This is a genomic window from Bacillus sp. LQ16 (assembly GCF_057784645.1).
On record NZ_CM173491.1, the window covers coordinates 2,108,987 to 2,129,697 of the forward strand.

Below are 20,711 nucleotides of genomic sequence, written 5' to 3' on the forward strand. Positions count from 1 at the left end.
ATATATAGTGTAAGACAAAGGAGGGCTGGAATATGAAGGCTGAAATAGATTACGCACATTTAATTCATTAACTTTATCAGGAAATAAAGAAGCGTATAGCGAATTGTATGATGTAACGATTCAAGAAGTATATAAAACAGCACATTTTTTAATTGAAGATAAAACGGATGTAGATGATGTCGTTCAAGAAGTATACATACAGCTATATGAATCGCTTCGTAAATATGATAGCGAGAAGCCATTTCGCCCTTGGCTAATTGGGATTGCGATTAAACAAATTCATTCTTATAGAAGAAAGAGGTGGATGCGACTACGAATTATGAAAAAAGCAGAAGAGCAAAGAAAGCCAGTGCAAATTGATTTTTCTAACGATGTTGTAAGTAAAATATCAAACCAAAAACTAATCGAACTCATTCATAAATTACCGTATAAATTGAAACAAGTTATTATCTTAAGATACTTATACGAATATTCACAAGAAGAAGTAGCACAAATATTACATATTCCAATTGGTACAGTGAAGTCTAGAATTCATGCGGCATTAAAGAAACTACGTCAAAAAGAGCAAGTAGAAGAAATCTTTTTAGGAGAGGTAGGGAATGTGAAATGAGTTTAGATTGTAGAGTTAGAGAATCTATACGAGAAGAAGCGAAGGGGATTGTTGCCCCGCCGGAGTTAAAAGAAAAAGTAATTGTTCAAATCAAAATGAATCGCGGGGGAAGTAAGGTGAAGAAACGTCTTATCGCCGGAGTGCTTGCAGCAGCATTTTTAATCCCTACGACCGGTTTTGCATATCAATCTATTATGGCGGATGGTATATACGGATCTTTTGAGAATTTAAAAAAACACGCCGGAGCGATGACATTAGAAACGTATATGCGTTTTAATGCAAAATTATCAGAAGCGAAAGATGAAATGAGTTCGAAGGAATATGAAGAGTTTACAAAAGAACTGAAAAAATTAACTAATGCAAAGCTTGCGTACGGGGATTCGAATGGTAATATAGATTATGATCAATTATCACCAGCTAAAAAAGAGGAATTGAAAAAGGTAGTAATGGAGCTTCATCCGTATTTTGATAAATTAAATGGCCATAAATCTAGTAAAGAAGTACTAACTCCTGAAGAGTATGAACAATATATGGAGGCATTAATGTCACATCAAACTGTGTTAGTAAAAACGAAATCGAGTGGCGGGATAACAGTAGAAGAAGTGCCTGAGGCGTACAAAGAAAGATTTATTAAAGCGGAGCAGTTTATGGAGTATGTAGATGAAAAGGTGAGATAAGTAAAAAAGCTCAAAGCTTTAGCTTTGAGCTTTCTTTATTAAAAGAAAATAGAGCATTCAATTATATTTTTTCATCGTTGCATTGTCCTTTTGTATAAAACAATCTAAAAGGGAATAACCAGCTATTAAACTAATAATCGTAACAAAAGTTGTATTTATTAGAATAATATTAACTAAATAAGGTAGGTATTCGGCAAGTGGTGAAAAGAGTAGTGCTGGGGAAAAGGAAATGAATAGTGTAGGCACTGTAATAGCAATAAATTTATCCGGTTGAAAGCTCCAGTTTTGTTTACTCGTTTCGCGATTAATAGATTGAAGGAATCGTAATAAAATGCCAACTATAAGAGGGAAGAGTGTAAAGTAGAATAATCTTGGATAAACGTTAAAGTTCACTTGTGCATCTGTATCTAAATAAAATTGAATTTTTACTCCTACAAATAATAATAAGACGATAAATAATGTGAAGCAGAGGTATAGCATCACTTTTTGCATTATATTCCACCATCCTTTACTCAAAATATATTCAAAAAAAGAAGAGATATACAATAACTACTGTTGTATATCTCTTCTTTTACTGTTAGTTAATAGTGGAGTTTGCTTTATCTTGCTTCGTGAAATAATCAATAATGCCCATTGCGCTAATTTCTATATCTAAATGTAAAATATTATAAACGGAATGATCTGATGGAACGTTTAACTTTGTAAGATGAGAAGAGATTTTATCCATTAACAAAGTTTGTAAAGCTTTAGTTGCTTCATCGAAATCATTATACTTTTCAAAGACTTCCTTACCAGTATGAACGAAAATAGGTAGCCAATATTCCAGTTGATTATATACTTCTGTAACATGAGAGGATGCGCCGTAATGACCGAAATAAATAGTATCTACATTTATACTTTGAATGTGATTTTTAGAAGTAATCATCGCATCTGGTTGGAATTGTGAAGGGGACGTTGATGGTAGATATAACTCTACATCAACGTCTGCGAGTTCTCTATAATAAATTCCAATTGTATCGCCAGTAAAAATCCCGTTTGTTAATGAATCGTGAATGCTAATATGGTGCTTCGCATGTCCTGGTGTATCATAAAATGTAAGGGTGCGATCTTTTGCAATTTTTAACGTATCACCATGTTGTACAATATGAACACGTTCTTCTTCAATTGGAAGAATTGGATCAAAGAGTTTATCGAAATCTTCTTTGTAGACAGCTTTTGCACCTAAAATAAGTTTTGTTGGATCAATCATATGACGAGCACCACGAGAATGCACATATAACGTAGCATTTGGGCACTTTTCCATCATTAAACCAGCTGCGCCAGCGTGATCTAAATGCACATGTGTAACGATAATGTTTTTAACATCGTTTAAATCAATATGTAATTGTTGTAAGCCGTCTAAAATATACGGAAGAGAAGGGGCTGCACAAGTTTCAATTAAAGTAATATCGTCACCTAATAAAACGTACGTACCTGTTCGTTCATTATGCTGTAAATCGAAATCATCAATAAGATATAGGTGAGAAGATAATTGCTCTACTTTTTTCATAGTTACCACTCCTTATATACTGCATGTTTTTATTATACGCTAAAATAGAAAAAAGGCAGAAAACGAAGCTTGTCTTCTGCCTTTTTGTAATATTATTATTTCGTTTGTTGTTTATTAATAGACATAATGAACAGTCCAACAATCCCGCCTACTAATGGAAGCATAATCTCTCCTGCTAAATTAAAGTAGGAGCTTAAGAATAAACCATTTACATCGATTACCCAGCCAGTAACAAACAATAACATCATATATAGTACGAAATAAAACTCGCGATTTGAAATCGTTTCATGTTGTGCAGTTTTCATAATGAACACCATCCTTTTCTTTTATAATGGAATATAAACTGTCACATTTTGTTCACATTTCAATTGTAAAACTTTCCATCATAAAAGTCTAGTAGTTTGTGTCGAATTTTCGAACAGAAATAAAGCGCTATCATTACAACTTATAAGTACGTAATAAGAGCTGTATATTCACGAATGTAGTATAGTATAAACATAGAATGATAGTGAAGAGAGGGGCAAAGACAATGACAGTTTATGATTTTTCAGCTAAAACAATTACAGGTGAAGAAAAATCGTTAAAAGATTACGAAGGAAAAGCACTTCTTATTGTCAATGTAGCTAGCAAATGTGGTTTCACACCACAATATAAAGGATTACAAGAGGTATATGATAAATATAAAGACCAAGGACTCGAAATACTCGGATTTCCTTGTAACCAATTCGGGGGACAAGAACCAGGTACAGAAGCGGACATTACTAGTTTTTGTGAATTAAACTACGGTGTAAACTTCCCGATGTTTGCAAAGGTTGATGTGAAAGGTGATAAGGCTCACCCTCTATATACATACATGACAGAACAAGCACCAGGTTTACTTGGTATGAAAGCAGTGAAATGGAATTTTACGAAGTTTTTAATCGGAAAAGACGGGAAAGTAGTAGGGCGTTTTGCTCCGCAGACGAAGCCGGTAGATTTAGAGGTTGAGATTGAGAAGGTGCTTGGGGAATAAGTAGGAGTTTCACTTTATTAAAAAACGTCTCAAAGAACAATGTAGTTCTTTGAGACGTTTTCTTTAAACTCAAATTTTCAAGATTAAATAACTGTATCAAAGCCATCTGATTTAGGTGGAGAAGCTGCTTTTTTCATAAGTACTTCCCATAAGTGTACGGATTTCTTCCATTCTACCGTAGCCTGCCCCTGTTGATACATAGCGTTCTCATAACTGGCAGTAAGTTGTTGCATATCGGTCGAGTTGTAAAGTGTATCGATATGGAGAGCGTATTCTCGGAATGTTTGACTTTCACCCCGTGGTATGCCAATTCTCGCAAATTGTTTTAAAAGTGCACCGTAAGCTTTTTGATAAACAGCATCATCTTTTCGGTATTTATAGAAATGAATAATAAGAAATGTCATCCATTTCATTCTAGTGGTGAAGAGAATGTATCCTATAATACTAATTAGTATCGTAGAGAGGAATACGTACCACCAAGAAAAACTAGTTTTAGAATTTGTGACCTTTTTAGTAGAAGCTTCTTCTGTATTTTCAATTAAACTTTTAAGTTTTGCTTCATTATTTCGTTGTTGTATTTGCTCGTTATTAGAATTATTTGCTTCGCTATTTTGTGAAATAGGAGCAGGCGTATTATTTATAAAATTATAGGGATTAGTAAATCCTTTTGTCGGTTCGAATGGAATCCATCCGTATTCTGGGAAATATACTTCGACCCAAGAGTGTGCGTTATCGTTCGTGATTGTATAAACATCCTCACCTTCTGCAGAGGCAAGTGTATTGTCAAGAGTTCCTTCTGTATAGCCTTTCACCCAGCGAGCTGGAATCCCGGCAGAACGAAGTAGTACAATCATAGACGTCGAAAAATTATTACAGTAGCCGCTTTTTGTATCGAAAAGGAATTGATCTACATAATCTTGGCTTTTGGCAGGGAATGAGACATTCGTTGATTCGTATGTAAAAGAGTTGTCTGTGAAGTAATTTTCAATAGCTAATACTTTATCATATCGGTTGTCTTTATCATTTGTAAGATTGATAGCCAAGTCTTTTACGCGCTGTGGTAATGACTCGGGAAGTTGTGTGTACTTTGTCATAAAATAAGGATTTGTTTCTTGACCTTCATTTGTTTTTACAGCTTTCAAGTTTTTTATGGAAAACTCAGGGATCTCATATGTTAATTTATACGAATGTAAAGTAGTAGAAGAGTCTCCATTCATTGTATAAATTTTTTCTGAAAACGGGTCAACACTGTATGATACATCAGAAGAAGCTTCAACTGTTACTAATCCTGCTGGATAGGTAAGGTGAGGGTAACTTTTTTGCATGGTAATTGTTGCCTCAGTAGTTTCTGTTTTTGTATTTTGTTCGTACCAGCTTACGACGTCGTTTTTATTTTTAAAAGAAACCTTTTTCGGATTTTCAGAAACCTCCCAGCCTTTTCCGGTATAAAAATCTTTCGTTTCGACTCTCCAATATTGTTTGTTTTGCGTTCGTGCTGTGAAAACAATTGTAGGATCCGCCTTAAAAGGACCACCTAATCGTGAGTCATCTAAACCATACCCAATTGTAGAAACTTTTTTTTCTTTACTTGCTTCAGATGTGTTGAATTTTAAAAAATCCATTGGGTTTGGCCATTGAGGGCCAAATTTTGGAGCAAAGTATGCGATGGTTGCTAATAATACAATAAATATTGTAAGTGGTCTAAGTAATTTTGAGATTTCCCTAGCATAATTTTGTAAGTGTTCACGTTCTTTTATTCGTTCTACTTGAAGAAGACTAAGCATAAAAAAGCCGATGACAACAGTACGAATAATAGCGTAGTTTGCATTGTATAAATGTAAGTTATGAAAAGTTGCGATATAAATAATAGTCAATACAAGAAATAGAAACCCACGTTTTTTATGAATAATCCAAAATGAAGTAAAAGAACTCAAAAACCAAAATGAGAGAAAAAATAAAACCGTCGGAAAAACTGGAGAAATATCTAGTAAATTCCCTTGGAAAAACAGGGAGGAATTTCGAAACATATCAGAAAAGAATGCTGTTAGCCAAGATGGATTTATAAAAGCATTTTTATAATATAGGGAATGAATGATAAATAGGACTGTGACAATTTTTATTGGAATCTGCCACCTCGTTTGAAAAAAAGAGAGAGCGAAGCAAATTCCTATAAATGTTACGAAAATATCTAATCTACCTACATTTGTAATACCTATAAGAGGTCTTAGCCATTCTAGTAAAAGAAGAAATACACATGCATGCATAAAGAATCTGTTCGTATCCCACTTGTATTTTGTTTGTAATGTTATCATTTGCTCACCTCAAAAAACACGTTTGTATACCGGTTTTCATAAACCGTGTTTACAAATATTTGTCGTTTTTTTAGAGTTTCTATTATACTGATTTCTCGGTGTGAAAGTTGATTCGCTTTTTCTTTCACGACAAAAACCATACATTTTCTATTTCTTATAGCAGCACAATCAGCCGCCTTTTGAATATCGGGAGAAAGATTACTGGTCACGAGTATAACCGTGACGGGCTCATAAATTTTTCTTAGTTCCATGTCTACACTCTGGGAGAGCGGGAATACACTGTCTGCTTGCACTTTTGCTAAATGACAAAGGATTTGTTGTAACTGCGTATCTCCATTGTCTAAAGGGAAAATAGTTTGTTCTTTTCCGATAGACACGAATGATGCTGGTGAATTTTGTTTCAAGACAGTCCTTACGATAGAGGCAGTAAATGTGACGACTGATTCGAATAGAGGAGACTCGGTTCTGTCTATGAATATCATGACATTATGGCTGCGCTGTTGTTCAAACTCTTTTGTCATAATAGTGTTTGTTCGTGCAGTTGCTTTCCAATCAATCCATGAAAAGCGATCACCAGGTTTATAGTCTCTGACACCGACAGAGATTGTAGAGTCTTTTGCTGAATTTATATTTGCTGAAAGCGCTCCTTGTTCGAAATGATTTTCCAATTGTCGATATGCTATATCTACATACTGGGGATAGACTAAAAATGTATCTGGAACTGAAAAAGTTACTTCTTTCTCTATCATGCCGAATAAATCGCCAGTTTTTACACGAACGCTTGAAAAAGTGTGCTCGCCTCTAGAGATTGTGTCAATAACGTATTGAAACGAAATATTTCGTTTCAATCCTGGGAAGAGTACTACCTTATTCATCTTTGTTTGTTTACAACTTATAAATTGTGGTGGCAGTTCATCTTCTATAACTAAATAAAGTAAGGGAAAAGGAAATTTTCTTTTTATTGTAATCGTGCTTATAAATTGTTCTCCTACTATATATCCATTTTGGTTTGTTATTCGTCTTACTTCAGCGTCCCGTAAAGCGTAAAAGGGGAGTAGTAGTGAATAAAGAGCAATGGGAATTGTGCTGTAAAACAAAAACCAACTTACAAACCCTCCTTGAAACATAGCGTACACAAATGTTAAGACTAGACATAAAGGGAGTAGCAATAACTTCGTAACGTGATATAGCGCTCGCAGTATTCGTTTCATCAAGGGTTCATCGTCCTTTGAGTCGGCACAGTAGTTCGTGCAACGATTTTTGCGATAACTTGTTCTCCAGTTATTCCTTCAAATTTTGCTTCCATTTTTAAAATGAGTCTATGTGCTAAAACGTAAGGAGCTAAAAATTTAACATCGTCTGGAATAACATAATTTCTGCCATGGATAAATGCATAAGCTTGTGAAGCTTTCATTAAAGCAATTGAGCCACGTGGACTTGCACCTAGCTGTATAGAACTGTACGTACGAGTCTGATTAACAAGTTTTACAATGTAATGCTTAATTGCTTTGTCCATACTTACTACCCGTACGCTTTGTTGTAAATAAATTAATTCTTCTATTGTAGTAATGGTCTGTAATTGAGAGAGTGGATTTGTTTTTTCCATCCGGTTTAAAATTTCAAATTCTTCTTCTGGTGTAGGATATCCCATTTTTAGTTTCAATAAGAAACGATCGAGCTGAGCTTCTGGTAGAGAATATGTTCCTTCATATTCGACCGGATTTTGTGTAGCCATGACAAAGAACGGCTTTGGTAAAGGCCTTGTAATGCCATCGATTGTAATATTGCCTTCTTCCATACATTCAAGTAAAGCAGATTGTGTCTTTGGAGATGTACGATTAATTTCATCAGCAAGTACAAAATTCCCCATAATTGGTCCAGGCTTGAATTCAAATTGGAGCTCTTTCGGATTATAAATAGAAACTCCTGTTACATCTGACGGCAATAAATCAGGTGTAAATTGAATTCGCTTATAATCAGCATCAATGGATTTAGAAAGAGCACGTACTAGCATTGTTTTCCCGACACCAGGAACATCTTCTAATAGCACATGACCGTCAGCTAAGAGAGCTGTCAAAGCTAAGATCGTTTCTTTTCGTTTTCCGACCATTATTTTTTCAATATTATTGATTATTTTTTCTACAGTGGGATGTAATGAATCAAGCTGGGGCATCGTAATCCTCCTAATGTTATTATCGTTTTCTAATCTATTTAGTGGACATATTTCTAATTCTATTTGTAGATAGTAAAACTTTTACCTTAAATTCTGAGAATATTCAGATTATTTATTTCAATTACATCTAGTATAATTGTTTCCGTAACTAAGGGCAATACAGTAAATAATGATTTGTAGTTTTATTCCTAGCTAGTAAAATCCCCACTGATTAAAGTTTTACTTTATGAGATTTTTACGCATAATTGTAACTAAGGGAGATGATTCCAAATTGAATAAACAGAATATCAGCACAATAGTTTCAGGAGATTTAATTATTACCCATTTAATTGGAAAGATAAGAACAGATGATGTGTATGAATGGTTTGATGGTTTTGAGCAAGTTTGTCAGCAATTCATTTCCGAGGGACGAAAATACAAATTGTTAGTGGATAGAAAAGGATACACGCCAAATCATTTTTCTGTTCAAAAAGCATGGAAAGATAAGTTCTTCAATGAAACTATTTTGAATCACAGTAAGGCGATTGCGTTTCTCCTTGAAGAGGGGGAGATAATGAATTATTTACAGCAAGCCAATATAAAAGAATCTGTGAAGTTTTTTGATGATTATGAACAAGCGCTAAGTTGGTTGAATGAATATCCCATATAGAAACTTTGTTAAACTAGTTTCTCTCAATCAACTGGTTTTTAAATGTCCATAATGTTGAGGTTATTGTAAAATTCATTAGCTTATCAGTTTCCAACACAATTGTTTTCTTCGCAGATTCTTGTCTAATTGCTTGTACGATTCTAAAAAGTGAAGAATAATTAGTCGAAATACTTTAAGATAATAAAAAAGAAGCTTAGTAGAAGCTTCTTTTTTATTGCTATTTTTCACATGCAATTCCATCGCCATCACGATCAAGATGAGAGCTATAACCTGGTTGCCCTTTATGTAAAGGGGCTTTCCCAGCCGCTCTAACTGTAGCACAATTTTTGTAGTATGCACTACTAGTATTTCCTGAAGCGGGTTGGGTTTGAGCTTGCTGTGCTTTTTGCTCTTCTTGTTGTTTACGAGTCTGTTCGTCAGCCTGACGTTTTTGTTCTTCTTGTTGTTTACGAGCTTGTTCATCAGCTTGTCGTTTTTGTTCTTCTTGTTGCTTACGAGCCTGTTCATCAGCTAGACGTTTCTGTTCTTCTTGTTGTTTACGAGCTTGTTCATCAGCCTGACGTTTTTCATCTTCTTGCTTACGAGCTTGTTCCTCGGCTAGACGTTTCTCATCTTCTTGTTTACGAGCTTGTTCCTCGGCTAGACGCTTCTCATCTTCTTGCTTTTGAGTTTTTTCATCCGCCTCTTTCTTTTCTAGTTCTTTTTTTTGTTCTTCATTGTTAGAGGCAACTTTTGTACTAGTTGCTGTCGTTTTTTCAGAAGAAGGAGCTGAAATACCTAATAGCGCAACAAAAATGACAAATAATACGGCTGTAATAATAAATTGTTTTTTCGCTACACCTGTCTTCTTAATAACAGATAATATTGCAAGTACAAGGAAGAATATAAATAGAATGAAACTTAAAATAGCAAAAAATTCGATGACTGGATGTTCAGATGTTGTTGTACCGGTCACTATTAATATAATTGAAATCATAAAAAGAATAACGGTAGGACGACCATATTGTTTTGCTTTTCCATTTTTCTTAAAGAATGAAATGATACATAAGATTAAAAGAATAAAAGCAATAAAAAATAAAGCTGCACCAATATTACTCAAAACCTCCATTTTCATACCTCCATTTGTAAGATTTTCTTTATTGATTATATAGGAACTTATTGGATATTACACGTATTATATAAATTTAGAAAATTAATATTTTTACTAGACCTATAAACATTTATTTTGTATATAAGGAAAAATAGATATATTTCCTATTACTTTTTGAAAGAGATTTCATAAATTATAGTATATCGATTGAAAGGAGGAGATTTGAATGGAATTTCAATTGTTGGTAACTTGTATATTACAAGAAGGTAATGCTTACTTTTTAGTAACGAAGGTAGACGATGTTATTACGTTAAAAGTACCGATTACTGCGGGAGTAGCAGGTTTATTTTTAGCTTTAGGTGTACCAAGATGTTCTTAATTTAAATCTCTATAGTAGAAGAGGAAGGGACATGCCTTTCTTTTCTACTATTACATAATGTAATTATGTAAACTTAAATATCATATTTGTGATAGCACGTTTGAAATGGACATGCATATACTATAATGTTTCATTGGATGTTAGCGGTGAAAGGTAGTCTTAATAAGTGCATCCAGTGATGTTTTAAGTTATGAAAATAAAAGAGGTGCTATTATATATGAAAAGAAAAACATTGGATATTCCAGTTACATTGCGAAGAGAGTGGTTTTTAATAGAGTTAGCTCATTTAACGAAAAAATATGGAATTGAAATTGCAACTAGCAAAATGGATGCTGCACCGTTTTTAAGAGATCAAGTTACGGAGTCAAAGATAGGGGAAGGGCTACAATACGATAAATATGATGATGAGTATATAATTGAAAATTAAAGGGTAACAACAAAATTAAATTAATTTATAGCAAAATATAAAATAAAGCAGATTCTAAATATAGAATCTGCTTTATTATGAAATACTTGTAGTCAACTAGCCTCTTTCTAGTGTTTTTCCTACATATTTCTCTTGCGTTATTCCAAAAGAGTCACGAAGAATGCGAGCATAATCTTTAGATTCTATTGGTTGTTTATTTTTGGTGCCTTTAAAGGTTTCTGTATAATTTTTATTTGTTAATGATATGTGACCATAAGTAGTTAATTTACAAGTGATAGCTCCTTTATTAAAAGGAGATTCTTTATGCTCTACAATCACTTTTTGAATATTATTCACTTTTTTCTCATCTATTGGATCTACAGTGAAAGCATAGCCTATTTTCCATTCGTTTGAAGGTTCAGATTGTAAGAAACTTGTAGATTCTCCGTTAGCTCCTTTTCTCATTTCTAAAATATGCGTACCTTTTCGAGTATTTCGCTTACGAATTCGATATTCTCCTGTTTGAGAGGAGATGGCTTCTCCGTTAAAAGGTACTGGATGTAAAGGGAGATGAGATGCAAAACCTGCATCCACAACATAATCTTTATCCTCATGACTTAATATGATAATGACATGACCATCATCGGGTTTCCATTTATTATCGTACAGATCATAAACAGTACCGGCTACTTTGTATACTTGAAACCCACAATCAATTAAGAAATAATACAATAAGGAGTTTAATTCATAACAAAGTCCACCTCGTTTTTGAATAAGTAACTTTTCTATTAAGTTATCTTTTGAGATATTTTTAATAGTACCAGCCATAATATCAAGATTTTCATAGGGGAGAATCATTCCCATTTTTAAGAGAATTTCATCTAAATCATCAAATGTTATTTCTTTTGCAGGAATTTTTAAGCGTTTAAAAAACTCTTTTTGTAATTTGGTCATCATAAAGTATTCTCCTTTCTTTTTACAGAATTTTCTTCTGCTCACCGATAGGTTAGTACTTCTAAAAAGTTAATTCAAGTGCACGAAAATTATCATAATATATGTTTCTGGAAATATAACTATCTATTCGGAAATTTCAGTTTAAATTTTAATCGTAGGAAAGTCTTATAATATAAGCTCCTTTGAAATTAGTTTGTATTTAATGAAAAGAAAGTACATATCTTTATTATATTTTTAAATAACTAACTAGTAATAAAATGTTTTTTCACTAAAATTTTTTCAAGATTTGTATGCTTTATATAAACAATAATAATTTAAAAAATATCTGGATGTAGCGAAGTTAACAATTATTGAGAAACTTTTTTGTCGTATTCTATCAAAAGGAAGAGGTAGAAACAAAGAGAATAACGAGAGTTAAGGAAGAGGGTACACAACTAGTAACCTTCTAAAAATAGGGCTAACATCTTTTTAAAATAAAAGATTAGCTATTATTAAGGAAGGGAAAATATAAAATATTATAAAGAACACCTTCTTTCAAAAAAATAGGGGGAGTAATATGCGACTGATGAGAAGATTTGTGGTCTTACTAATTGTATTTTTTATCATGGCTCCAACGTTTAGCACAAATGTACAGGCAGAAGTTGTAAAAGAGCTTGGAAAGGGGTTTCCTGATACAGAAGTATTCACACCTGGAGAATGGTTTTTAGGCCAAAAACCTGCTAATTATGATGAGAATAAACCACCAATTCTCTTTGTACAAGGAAGAAATGGTAATGCAGATAGTTGGTATGGAAAGACAGTATATCATGATATAAATGATATGTATGATTATGCTTTGAAAGCAGGCTATCAAACAGTGTTTATACAATTATATGATGCTGCTGGGAAAGGTTCGGCTAGTCAGTGGGATAACGGAAAATTGTTAGCACAAAAACTTGAAGAAATATATAATCATTTCGGTAAAAAAGTTAATATTGTAGCACATAGTAAAGGTGGTATTGATACACAAGCTGCATTAGTTGAATATGGTGCGAATCGATTTGTTGGAAATGTTATTACACTTGCTACACCGCATCACGGCTCAAATTTAGCAGATTTATCATATAGTTGGTGGGCAGGGTGGCTTGCTTCTATATTAGGTCAAAAAGATGATGGTACGTATTCGTTACAAATAGGTGAAATGGCAAAGTTTCGTTCAACAATAGATAACAACCCAGCAGCTAAATTAAACCGTTACTATACGGCTACTGGGACTAGCTGGGGGCCAACATTTTCTGCATTATCTATGGGCGGGTTATATTTATCGTCGTACGGTTCAAATGATGGACTAGTAAATGAATGGAGTGCGAAGCTATCGTACGGTACACATTTATTTACAGATTCAAGATTTGATCATGACAATATAAGAAAAGGATCAGCTGTTTTTGCACGAATTGAACCATATTTACGTACGACAAATGTGGGGTTACCAGCTTTAGTAGCATCCAGCACTAGTTCAAATGAAAATCTAGAACAATTAAATACAACTTCAAATCAAAATATTTTAGGAGGCGAATTACCACAAAATCAGTGGATAGAGCAAAGTATTTCTGTTGATAAAAAGGCTGAAGGAATAGTTTCTGTACTAACTGCTTCTTCTGATGTAGAAGTACAAATGGTATCTCCAAAAGGAAAAATCTATGCAAACAAAGATAGCGCTATAACTACTGGTGAAGGCGAATCTTTCTTTAATGGGGCGACAATTAGAACATTCAAGTTTGATAAATTGGAAGTAGGCGAATGGAAAATCAAAATGATGGCGAAGCAGTCGAAAGATGCATATTTATTTGTAAGCGATTACAAGAATGACGCGCCATTTGTTCTTCAAATGCCTACAAAGGTTAAAGTAAATAAACCTGAGTATAAACTGAAAAAATCACCAGTGGCACCTGAAATGAAAGGGGATCTTTCCATAACAGTAAGAGTCGTTAATAAAGAAGGTAAGTTAGTCTCTGAATTTAATGAATTACAAAATGTTAATACGAATACATTTACAGGTGCTTTGAAAGATATAAAACAACCGGGAGTATATAACGTTACGATGGATATAAAAGGGATGAATAAAGAAGGAAAACCATATAATCGTACGATTGTTAAGTCGGTTTATGTAGAGAAATAAGGAAGAATAAATAAGCATAATATAAAAGTGCAGAAATCTTGTGTTAGAAAGAATTCTGCACTTTTTTGCGTGATGAGAGATAATAAAAGTCGAAGAAAACTGTTATTCAATAAAAAAAGATGCTGAAATAGCATCTGAATGTGAAGAAATAATATTAACTTAGTTTTGTAACTGTTAATTCGACTGAATTTATACCATTGTCACAAGTTACAATACTTTGACGATTAAAGCCACTATTATTTCTAAGTTGAAGAGTTGAATTAGCTGGCACTGTAACAATCGTTTCGCCAACGAGTTGAAGACATTCGTTATTTGATGAAGTATTCATTTGAATAGCGAAGTCACCTTGACTATTAGCAAGTGGATTGTTATTTAAAAATATAGTTATGACTGGGATATGTGGAAATACAGGATTTAAAGTAGTATTAATACTGGAAATGAACGAAACTCTATAATCACCAGCTTGTCTAAATTGTATAGTAGTAGAGTTTAGTAAGGAAACGCCTCCTGCTAAAGGTCCAACGTGATTAAATGGAAAAGGGTTGCCAAAAGGAACAGTTATAAATTCAGTTTGCCAAAAAGTTCCGTATGCAGGACAGCTTCGTTTATGTGAATGGTCACATGAACATTTTTTATTTGAACTGGAAGAAGATTTACATGAGCATTTTTTATACGAGTTTGAAGAATGATAGTATGAACCCAATATATTACCTCCTATTCTTAATAAATGTAAAACACATAATAGTTTATGAAAATGAATCACAATTGGCGTGTATGCTTGTACTATAAAAGGAGATAGATTTGGAATATAAAGTGCTCAAATGATGAAATATAGTATTGGGGTATTACCTGTAACACTTTTTGAAGATGATAAGGTTCATAATTTGATAGAAAAATGAATGGGATTTCTAAATGGATTAAAGTAACGAGGAAACGTTTATCCCGCTATTTTCCGAGCGGTAAGACCCCACCTCAAAATTCAGTGAAAGCAAAGAAGTTAGTTTGGGGATGAACAAAACCCCCACTGAGTAAAGTTTCATTTTACTATATTAATTTCGTCTGACAAACAGCAATATTATCTTTTGCTGTATGGATGTTATCGTTTGGTGAAGTTATGATATTTAATCGTATGTATATTAGATTATTTAGTTTATTTTTTTATTTTATTTGTGTAGCTGGGCAGGAAGAAGTCAGAAAATATAGAATAAATGTACATATGAAGCATCGTTTGTTTTTGGTGTGAATAGTAATTAAAGATACGCTAAAATATTTAAAATTGTAACGAAAGAGAGATTAAATAATAGAGGGAGCAACTTACATGGAAAATATATTAAAGGTATCTTCAAAATCAAGCCCAAATTCAGTCGCGGGTGCAATAGCGGGTGTACTAAGAACAAGTGGTAATGTGGAAATTCAAGCGATTGGGGCTGGAGCTATAAATCAAGCGATTAAAGCAATTGCGATTGCAAGAGGGTTCGTCGCTCCAAGTGGTATTGACTTAGCTTTTGTTCCAGCGTTTCAAGAGATCTCTATCAATAATGAAGAAAGAACAGCGATTAAATTAATTGTAGGCCCTAGAAAGAAAAGGTCTTAAAAGTAATTGTGAATGGTTCGTATCAATACAAATTTCACAACAGTAAAAGCATACTATGTAACTGCTAATCCTGCTTATGTGTATGCAAAATGAAAATTATAAAAGCAGAACTCTCATAAGGTTCTGCTTTTATTTGTTGTAATTAATTATCGCTATCTAGTGTAAATCCCTATATAGTTTTTTTTCTTCAATTAACTTAACATTTTTTAAGTTTACAGACATTTCATATTCTGATTTGTTAACATTTTCATAAATTGTATTTTTTATCATTTTTTTAATAAATCAACGGTGTGTTCTAACCATTCTAAAGGTGTTACTTTTAATCCCTCAAAATATATTCCATCTGCAGCTTCTTTTATATATCTATTTTTTTCTTCCTTACTGTAATCACTTTGAATAAATTTAGTTAAGAAAATAATAGCATCTTGTATATATTCTTTATTTTCCTCTTCTATTAGTTCTTGAATTACCTCTTCATAGAAAGAATCTTGATGAAAGTTTCCTGCTAGGAATTGATAAATTTCATCTTCTGGATTGTGTTTTAATAACATATTTATCCTCCTATTTATTAATTTGGATAGCCAGTTAAAATAAATTTTCCGTTTGCATCTTTCTTTAAAATAATTTTAGCATTGGTCATTTCCTCAATTGTCGTAGAACCTCTTTGAATTCCTCTACCAATTATTTCATTACCACCTGAGAAAGCCAAATTATCGCCTTTGCTCAATATTTGTCCAGCTTTTGAGATACCTTGAGAGAATTTAGCACCTTGCGCTAGCTTTGCAGCTTTACTGACTCCTTTATCCCCCCAATAAGACCTAATCCAATTTGTGTTAAAGCATACGATCCCCATCTTCCGCGGGTTTCTGCATCTCCATTTATCACATCTTTCTTAAAAGAATCTGATAACGCATCCCACATAGCAGGTAAAGCTTTATCTAAATGGGTAACAGTGTAGCCCATACCTTTCCAAGTTTCCCAGTTACCTAATGCCTTTGATATAGGAAAGAACAGATGGAAAAATAAAACAGGCCTAATTCATTTAGTTTTATATTTTGTGGGGGCACCCACAACCCCACCCGCAATTTACCCACAAAATATAAAAAGTGATGAATCACTATGAAATATCATTTTTATAAAAGCTTGATAAATCAACGTTTTTAGCGCACTTTAAAACTTGATGAATTAAGAGGATATATTTAGAACAAAAGTTCAACAAATGGAAGGGGAATGTTTATTTATCAAGGGGATCTAATACAGTTTAATTAAAAGGTTATTATTTGCTCACAAATAATATAAAAACATGTGAAAAAATATGAAATACCCTTTTGAAGTAGAATATAATATAATAAATAAAAAGCGTCGCAAATGCTTGTATAACAGGCATTTGCGACGCTTTTATAGTTTTTCTGAACATAAAATAAACAACCCTAAGACTGTTCATTCTTCTCCTAAGATTCAACGATATAGGCCTATAAACCTTGTCATATCAAGGTTTATAGGCTCTGCCTTTTATTAATGCTCACATTAGAATTTTTTGGTTTTTATTTGATGTTTTCATAAGGTTTTATTACATTCTCAAACTTTTCTGCGGCCTGTTGCTGCATGTTTTGTGAAATGTGGCTATATTTATCTAAAGTCATTTGAATAGAGGAGTGTCCTATGCGATTCTGAACAATTTAAGGATGCTCACCAGCTTGAAACATAAGTGTTGCATGTGTGTGCCTTAAGTCGTGAATACGAATTCGTGGAACACCAGCTTTTTTATAATGGTCTTTCAAAAAACGATGAGGAGCATCTATATGTAAGGGAGAATGAATCGTATTGCCAGCGAAAATATAGGACTCCTCATTCAAGGAGATACCCCAGCGAAAAAACTCTTTCTTTTTATAAAAGTAGTATGTTTGTAACTCAGTTATAACAAAGGAAGAGATACTAATGCTTCTATTAGAAGTTTTAGTTTTAGTAGCAGCTTTAAATAGTCCTTCTTCAGTTTTTACAAGTGATTTAAACGATTTGTACATGTAGAGTTATGCGAAACAGCGGACTATACAAAATTCAAACGCAGCTATGACAAATAAGTTAAGTTACTAGCTAAAATCTTACGTGACCGTGGGTTATCTGTAGAAAAAGGATTATGGACACATAGCGATGTAACTCATTACCTTGGCGGTACAGATCATGAAGATAATTGATTACTTAAAGTCTCATGGCGTTTCAGAAGCTCAATTTAGAGCAGATGTACAACGAGTATACAATAATTCTAGTGTGGATGTTTCTGGTCCTGATAAGCCATCTAAACCAGCGGAAGTACCAACATCCGTAACAGATGGGATTGCTTATATTGAGGGTTATAACGTTAATTTACGTAAAGGACCTGGCACAAGCTATTCTAAGATTCGTCAGTTGAACAAACCAGAATCTTATATTGTGTGGGCTGAAAAAGACGGGTGGTTAAATCTTGGTAGAAATCAGTGGATTAAGAACGATCCATCTTATGTGAAGTTTAATAAGAAAAGTACAGTAGATTCTTCTATTGTTGGAAAGCGTGTTGTCTCAAAAGTTAACAATCTACGTTTCTATGATGCTCCATCTTGGCAGGATAAAGATGTGGCTGGTTCTGTAGATGCAGGATTAGGATTTATAATTGATGCGAAGATAAGTGTAAATGATTCGTATCAATATAAAGTGCATAATAGTCATGGGCAAGTTTTCTATATTACGGCTATTGATACGTATGTGAATGTGCGTTAATTTAACGAAAAGGGCCCCTTATTATAGGCGGCCTTTTTCGTGCTGTATGTAACATCATTTAATTGTTATTTTTTTCGGTTTTCAATTTTGAGTATTCATTTAACCAAATATCTATTAAATTTCTTAATGTAATAGTTTCTATTTCAAGAGGGATTTCGATTTCATCTTCATCATACTTATTAAATATAACAGTTTTATCTCTTCGAACATCTGCCCCAAAAATATTCGCACTTATTTTTTCATAATCACTTTTTTCATTTAAAACTTTATCTACAGTTTCTGCTATCCAATCACCGAATTCAGATACCTCTACATTTAAAAAAGCTTCTAAAATATCGAATTCCTTTGGTAGTCTAATAACTAAACTTCCTGTACTAAGTAACTCAAATTTGTAATCCATATTATTTTCTCCCTTAAAAATTAAATTATCGACCTTGTCTTGGAAATGCAGAAATAATTTTACCATTACCATCTAAAAACAAACGAATAGGTAGGCCGTCTATCCCTACTCCATCATAGATATTAGTATTACCACCCATGTGAATTTTATTGCTGTATGCCTCGTTTATATTGTCTACGATTTGTTGTGGATGCCAATCTTTAGGGAAAAAAGTAGAATAGCCACCATTCGCCGCCTTAGGAATCCCATCCACTTCCACTTGGGCTTTGTATGCCCCATAATCATTAATGCTACGATCTGTGCCAGGAATTATTCTTCCGTGAGTATTCTCTAAAAACTCTGAGTGGTATCCGGTTGCTTCGCCTCTCCGGTTTATCTCTCCTTCAAGGATATGTTTGAGTGAGTTTGACCGGAAATTCTCAGTTTCTTGTAAACTAGATATAATTTCGCTAGTAGAGAGTGATGAAGTATGACTTTCATTAACAGGATTATTTCCGCTAGAACCAGCCTCGTCTTTAGCAAACTGATGAGTCGATAGTTTTTCTTCAGCTTTTCTAAAATCAGGTGTATCAAATGCAGAGCGTATATTATTTCCGCCAGCTAAAGCAAACTCATTGCGATTACGATTGAATACGGATGCAGCGTCTTGCAAGCTTTGATTAGCAGTTCGTGAAATCTCAGCTAATTTTGTGCCAGGGTTCAACATTGCAATTTTATCCACGCCTTTTGTTCCTACGAATAGTTGTCCAACAGCCAATATAGTATGACCAGCTGCGCTTCCATACCATTCTGCACCACTATACGAGTCACCATTGGTAACATCACGATTCCAAGAATCAGAAATTGTTTGTTTTATCGTATTGAACGTCTCGACTGGGTGAGAAACGGCTTCAATCGTGTTATTAAATGTGTCAATTGGATGGATAACTGCATCTGCAAGTCCTAATAATTCATCACCTATAGCTTCGCTCATTCCCTTTTTTAAGTGATAGGGGACACCTAATCCAGATTTTTCAAAAGCAGATGCGATTTCATCATCTATAGTGTCTTTTATTTTATTCACATCTTTATACGCTGCATCGATACCATGTTTAAATTTATCATATAAAGACTCATCGGAATTTTTTACTTTACTAAAATCCTCATAAGTTTCCTTGAGACCATGCAAAACCTTGTCACGTAAAGATCCATCATTTTTCTCACTATTTAACTTACCACACATTGCTCCTTCTTCAAGATTTCCATCATATGAAGCATCTGCGGTACGGAATTTTTCGGCAATTCGTTTCAAATCCTCTTCCACTTTTATAATCGAATTGATAGATGTAAAAGCTTTTGGTCTTGCATCATTGAACATTTGAATGAACTGTTGGTTAGAGGCACCAATCCATTGAAAACACAAATGATCTATTTCATTACATAAATTATTATGTATAGATTCTAATGCGATCCTGGTATTACTTGCACGATTTGCAACATCTTCTAGCATTTCAGGTGTCACTTTGATTTGAACCATTTTTTTCCTCCCTCTCCCAATTAAAATTATAAGATAAATAGAAGAAAAGTAAATATATAAAATTTAGATTATATTAAGGGGGATTTATTTATAGAAGAAATATAAAAAAGTGCTAACAAGTTTGCAAACGAACTTGCTAACACCTATAAGAAATAGACATAAATTATCGCCGATATGTCGTCTTTGAAAATAGCTTTAATCAGTTACATCATACTTATACGAAATGCTCATAAAAACAGTCTTAATATCAAGAATAAAAACAGCCAAGAATTAATAACAAGTAGTGATATCATAGAAAAATGTTATCAGATAAAAGGGCATTTTATGTGACGTGTGAAATGAAACCATATAATATGAAGGTATATTTTCCGCACGCAAGTTCACCAATGGGAACGGTAATACCTGTTTATCAAAATGATTATAATTCAAGATTTATCGTAAAAATTTATGTTAAAAGAATTATATTAAATTAAAATTC

The 20,711-nt window shown here is 33.4% G+C and carries 20 protein-coding genes and 4 pseudogenes; 9 read left to right on the top strand and 15 right to left on the bottom strand.

Annotation, left to right across the window (positions count from 1 at the left end):
* The first annotated feature begins 32 nt into the window (after positions 1-32).
* Together AC3EMB_RS10650 and AC3EMB_RS10655 are read left to right on the top strand one after the other, a co-directional pair.
* Positions 33-610, top strand: a pseudogene (locus AC3EMB_RS10650) (sigma-70 family RNA polymerase sigma factor).
* The gene (locus AC3EMB_RS10655) at positions 607-1,287 is read left to right on the top strand and encodes a DUF3600 domain-containing protein (protein ID WP_000050703.1); all 681 of its coding nucleotides are present in this window, start codon (positions 607-609) and stop codon (positions 1,285-1,287) included. Before AC3EMB_RS10650 ends, AC3EMB_RS10655 begins: the two are co-directional and overlap by 4 nt.
* A 57-nt stretch (positions 1,288-1,344) precedes the next feature.
* Here AC3EMB_RS10655 and AC3EMB_RS10660 read toward each other — a convergent pair whose 3' ends face one another.
* The 3 genes from AC3EMB_RS10660 to AC3EMB_RS10670 form a co-directional block, all read right to left on the bottom strand.
* Positions 1,345-1,779 (bottom strand): hypothetical protein, encoded by a 435-nt coding sequence (locus tag AC3EMB_RS10660; protein ID WP_001174535.1) that lies wholly within the window; start codon positions 1,777-1,779, stop codon positions 1,345-1,347.
* An 85-nt stretch (positions 1,780-1,864) separates the two neighbouring features.
* Entirely contained in the window at positions 1,865-2,836 is a 972-nt protein-coding gene (locus AC3EMB_RS10665; protein ID WP_053564662.1) for an MBL fold metallo-hydrolase, read from the bottom strand.
* Between the two features lie 95 nt (positions 2,837-2,931).
* On the bottom strand, positions 2,932-3,141 hold the full coding sequence (locus AC3EMB_RS10670) for a DUF3925 domain-containing protein (RefSeq protein ID WP_043938462.1): 210 nt from the start codon (positions 3,139-3,141) through the stop codon (positions 2,932-2,934).
* A gap of 224 nt (positions 3,142-3,365) precedes the next feature.
* Here AC3EMB_RS10670 and bsaA point away from each other — a divergent pair, with 224 nt between their 5' ends.
* Positions 3,366-3,848, top strand: coding sequence for a glutathione peroxidase (gene bsaA / locus AC3EMB_RS10675; protein WP_000219434.1), 483 nt, complete (start codon positions 3,366-3,368; stop codon positions 3,846-3,848).
* Between the two features lie 83 nt (positions 3,849-3,931).
* On the opposite strand, the gene AC3EMB_RS10680 is transcribed toward bsaA, so the two are convergent.
* From AC3EMB_RS10680 to AC3EMB_RS10690, 3 genes are read right to left on the bottom strand one after another with little or no spacing between them, the layout of a single operon-like run.
* A complete protein-coding gene (locus AC3EMB_RS10680) occupies positions 3,932-6,160 on the bottom strand; it encodes a transglutaminase TgpA family protein (RefSeq protein ID WP_197241099.1) in 2,229 nt (742 codons plus the stop codon).
* Positions 6,157-7,371 (bottom strand): DUF58 domain-containing protein, encoded by a 1,215-nt coding sequence (locus AC3EMB_RS10685; RefSeq protein WP_098678267.1) that lies wholly within the window; start codon positions 7,369-7,371, stop codon positions 6,157-6,159. The genes AC3EMB_RS10680 and AC3EMB_RS10685 overlap by 4 nt, the downstream gene beginning before the upstream one ends.
* On the bottom strand, positions 7,371-8,333 hold the full coding sequence (locus tag AC3EMB_RS10690; protein WP_001135799.1) for an AAA family ATPase: 963 nt from the start codon (positions 8,331-8,333) through the stop codon (positions 7,371-7,373). Before AC3EMB_RS10690 ends, AC3EMB_RS10685 begins: the two co-directional genes overlap by 1 nt.
* 226 nt (positions 8,334-8,559) lie before the next feature.
* On the opposite strand from AC3EMB_RS10690, the gene AC3EMB_RS10695 reads away from it, so the two are divergent.
* Complete coding sequence (locus AC3EMB_RS10695) at positions 8,560-8,982, top strand: SpoIIAA family protein (protein WP_098126262.1); 423 nt, start codon at positions 8,560-8,562, stop codon at positions 8,980-8,982.
* Positions 8,983-9,199: 217 nt separating this feature from the next.
* Here AC3EMB_RS10695 and AC3EMB_RS10700 read toward each other — a convergent pair whose 3' ends face one another.
* Positions 9,200-10,090, bottom strand: coding sequence for an excalibur calcium-binding domain-containing protein (locus tag AC3EMB_RS10700; RefSeq protein WP_366986587.1), 891 nt, complete (start codon positions 10,088-10,090; stop codon positions 9,200-9,202).
* A gap of 208 nt (positions 10,091-10,298) precedes the next feature.
* Here AC3EMB_RS10700 and exsG point away from each other — a divergent pair, with 208 nt between their 5' ends.
* Both exsG and AC3EMB_RS10710 read left to right on the top strand, forming a co-directional pair.
* Positions 10,299-10,451, top strand: coding sequence for an exosporium protein ExsG (exsG, locus tag AC3EMB_RS10705; RefSeq protein WP_000395679.1), 153 nt, complete (start codon positions 10,299-10,301; stop codon positions 10,449-10,451).
* 217 nt (positions 10,452-10,668) lie between these two features.
* Entirely contained in the window at positions 10,669-10,878 is a 210-nt protein-coding gene (locus AC3EMB_RS10710) for a hypothetical protein (RefSeq protein ID WP_000824206.1), read from the top strand.
* Between the two features lie 96 nt (positions 10,879-10,974).
* Here the strand turns inward: AC3EMB_RS10710 and AC3EMB_RS10715 are convergent, their stop codons facing one another.
* On the bottom strand, positions 10,975-11,814 hold the full coding sequence (locus tag AC3EMB_RS10715; RefSeq protein WP_053564650.1) for an arylamine N-acetyltransferase family protein: 840 nt from the start codon (positions 11,812-11,814) through the stop codon (positions 10,975-10,977).
* 553 nt (positions 11,815-12,367) lie between these two features.
* Between AC3EMB_RS10715 and AC3EMB_RS10720 the strand changes: the two genes are divergently transcribed.
* Positions 12,368-13,969: an esterase/lipase family protein gene (locus AC3EMB_RS10720; RefSeq protein ID WP_254488661.1), complete on the top strand. Its 1,602-nt coding sequence runs from the start codon at positions 12,368-12,370 to the stop codon at positions 13,967-13,969.
* 154 nt (positions 13,970-14,123) lie between these two features.
* Here AC3EMB_RS10720 and AC3EMB_RS10725 read toward each other — a convergent pair whose 3' ends face one another.
* Positions 14,124-14,672 carry a hypothetical protein gene (locus tag AC3EMB_RS10725; RefSeq protein ID WP_053564648.1) on the bottom strand — a complete coding sequence of 183 codons (549 nt, stop codon included), beginning with the start codon at positions 14,670-14,672 and terminating at the stop codon, positions 14,124-14,126.
* Positions 14,673-15,287: 615 nt separating this feature from the next.
* Between AC3EMB_RS10725 and AC3EMB_RS10730 the strand changes: the two genes are divergently transcribed.
* Complete coding sequence (locus AC3EMB_RS10730; protein WP_000427801.1) at positions 15,288-15,563, top strand: stage V sporulation protein S; 276 nt, start codon at positions 15,288-15,290, stop codon at positions 15,561-15,563.
* A 266-nt stretch (positions 15,564-15,829) separates the two neighbouring features.
* Here AC3EMB_RS10730 and AC3EMB_RS10735 read toward each other — a convergent pair whose 3' ends face one another.
* The 4 genes and pseudogenes from AC3EMB_RS10735 to AC3EMB_RS10750 form a co-directional block, all read right to left on the bottom strand.
* Positions 15,830-16,114, bottom strand: coding sequence for a contact-dependent growth inhibition system immunity protein (locus AC3EMB_RS10735; RefSeq protein ID WP_423098829.1), 285 nt, complete (start codon positions 16,112-16,114; stop codon positions 15,830-15,832).
* A 17-nt stretch (positions 16,115-16,131) separates the two neighbouring features.
* On the bottom strand, positions 16,132-16,272 hold the full coding sequence (locus tag AC3EMB_RS10740; RefSeq protein ID WP_234410008.1) for an RNase A-like domain-containing protein: 141 nt from the start codon (positions 16,270-16,272) through the stop codon (positions 16,132-16,134).
* Positions 16,252-16,559, bottom strand: a pseudogene (locus AC3EMB_RS10745) (WXG100 family type VII secretion target); the annotation flags it as partial. The pseudogene AC3EMB_RS10745 and the gene AC3EMB_RS10740, both read right to left, overlap by 21 nt.
* Before the next feature lie 548 nt (positions 16,560-17,107).
* Positions 17,108-17,572, bottom strand: a pseudogene (locus AC3EMB_RS10750) (site-specific integrase); the annotation flags it as partial.
* Here AC3EMB_RS10750 and AC3EMB_RS10755 point away from each other — a divergent pair.
* Positions 17,573-18,317 (top strand): annotated as a pseudogene (locus AC3EMB_RS10755) (N-acetylmuramoyl-L-alanine amidase); the annotation flags it as partial. It lies immediately after the preceding pseudogene.
* A gap of 58 nt (positions 18,318-18,375) precedes the next feature.
* Here AC3EMB_RS10755 and AC3EMB_RS10760 read toward each other — a convergent pair.
* Entirely contained in the window at positions 18,376-18,717 is a 342-nt protein-coding gene (locus AC3EMB_RS10760) for a hypothetical protein (protein WP_053564647.1), read from the bottom strand.
* Between the two features lie 25 nt (positions 18,718-18,742).
* Positions 18,743-20,233: a WXG100 family type VII secretion target gene (locus tag AC3EMB_RS10765; RefSeq protein ID WP_488517674.1), complete on the bottom strand. Its 1,491-nt coding sequence runs from the start codon at positions 20,231-20,233 to the stop codon at positions 18,743-18,745.
* Positions 20,234-20,711 lie beyond the last annotated feature (478 nt).

Bases quoted from the DNA above. Each gene is read 5' to 3' on its own strand.
- AC3EMB_RS10670 (WP_043938462.1), bottom strand. From the start codon at position 3,141: ATGAAAACTGCACAACATGAAACGATTTCAAATCGCGAGTTTTATTTC.
- AC3EMB_RS10760 (WP_053564647.1), bottom strand. From the start codon at position 18,717: ATGGATTACAAATTTGAGTTACTTAGTACAGGAAGTTTAGTTATTAGA.
- bsaA (WP_000219434.1), top strand. From the start codon at position 3,366: ATGACAGTTTATGATTTTTCAGCTAAAACAATTACAGGTGAAGAAAAA.
- exsG (WP_000395679.1), top strand. From the start codon at position 10,299: ATGGAATTTCAATTGTTGGTAACTTGTATATTACAAGAAGGTAATGCT.
- AC3EMB_RS10700 (WP_366986587.1), bottom strand. From the start codon at position 10,090: ATGGAGGTTTTGAGTAATATTGGTGCAGCTTTATTTTTTATTGCTTTT.
- AC3EMB_RS10680 (WP_197241099.1), bottom strand. From the start codon at position 6,160: ATGATAACATTACAAACAAAATACAAGTGGGATACGAACAGATTCTTT.
- AC3EMB_RS10695 (WP_098126262.1), top strand. From the start codon at position 8,560: ATGAGATTTTTACGCATAATTGTAACTAAGGGAGATGATTCCAAATTG.
- AC3EMB_RS10730 (WP_000427801.1), top strand. From the start codon at position 15,288: ATGGAAAATATATTAAAGGTATCTTCAAAATCAAGCCCAAATTCAGTC.
- AC3EMB_RS10765 (WP_488517674.1), bottom strand. From the start codon at position 20,233: ATGGTTCAAATCAAAGTGACACCTGAAATGCTAGAAGATGTTGCAAAT.
- AC3EMB_RS10710 (WP_000824206.1), top strand. From the start codon at position 10,669: ATGAAAAGAAAAACATTGGATATTCCAGTTACATTGCGAAGAGAGTGG.
- AC3EMB_RS10735 (WP_423098829.1), bottom strand. From the start codon at position 16,114: ATGTTATTAAAACACAATCCAGAAGATGAAATTTATCAATTCCTAGCA.
- AC3EMB_RS10685 (WP_098678267.1), bottom strand. From the start codon at position 7,371: ATGAAACGAATACTGCGAGCGCTATATCACGTTACGAAGTTATTGCTA.
- AC3EMB_RS10690 (WP_001135799.1), bottom strand. From the start codon at position 8,333: ATGCCCCAGCTTGATTCATTACATCCCACTGTAGAAAAAATAATCAAT.
- AC3EMB_RS10660 (WP_001174535.1), bottom strand. From the start codon at position 1,779: ATGCAAAAAGTGATGCTATACCTCTGCTTCACATTATTTATCGTCTTA.
- AC3EMB_RS10715 (WP_053564650.1), bottom strand. From the start codon at position 11,814: ATGATGACCAAATTACAAAAAGAGTTTTTTAAACGCTTAAAAATTCCT.
- AC3EMB_RS10655 (WP_000050703.1), top strand. From the start codon at position 607: ATGAGTTTAGATTGTAGAGTTAGAGAATCTATACGAGAAGAAGCGAAG.
- AC3EMB_RS10720 (WP_254488661.1), top strand. From the start codon at position 12,368: ATGCGACTGATGAGAAGATTTGTGGTCTTACTAATTGTATTTTTTATC.
- AC3EMB_RS10665 (WP_053564662.1), bottom strand. From the start codon at position 2,836: ATGAAAAAAGTAGAGCAATTATCTTCTCACCTATATCTTATTGATGAT.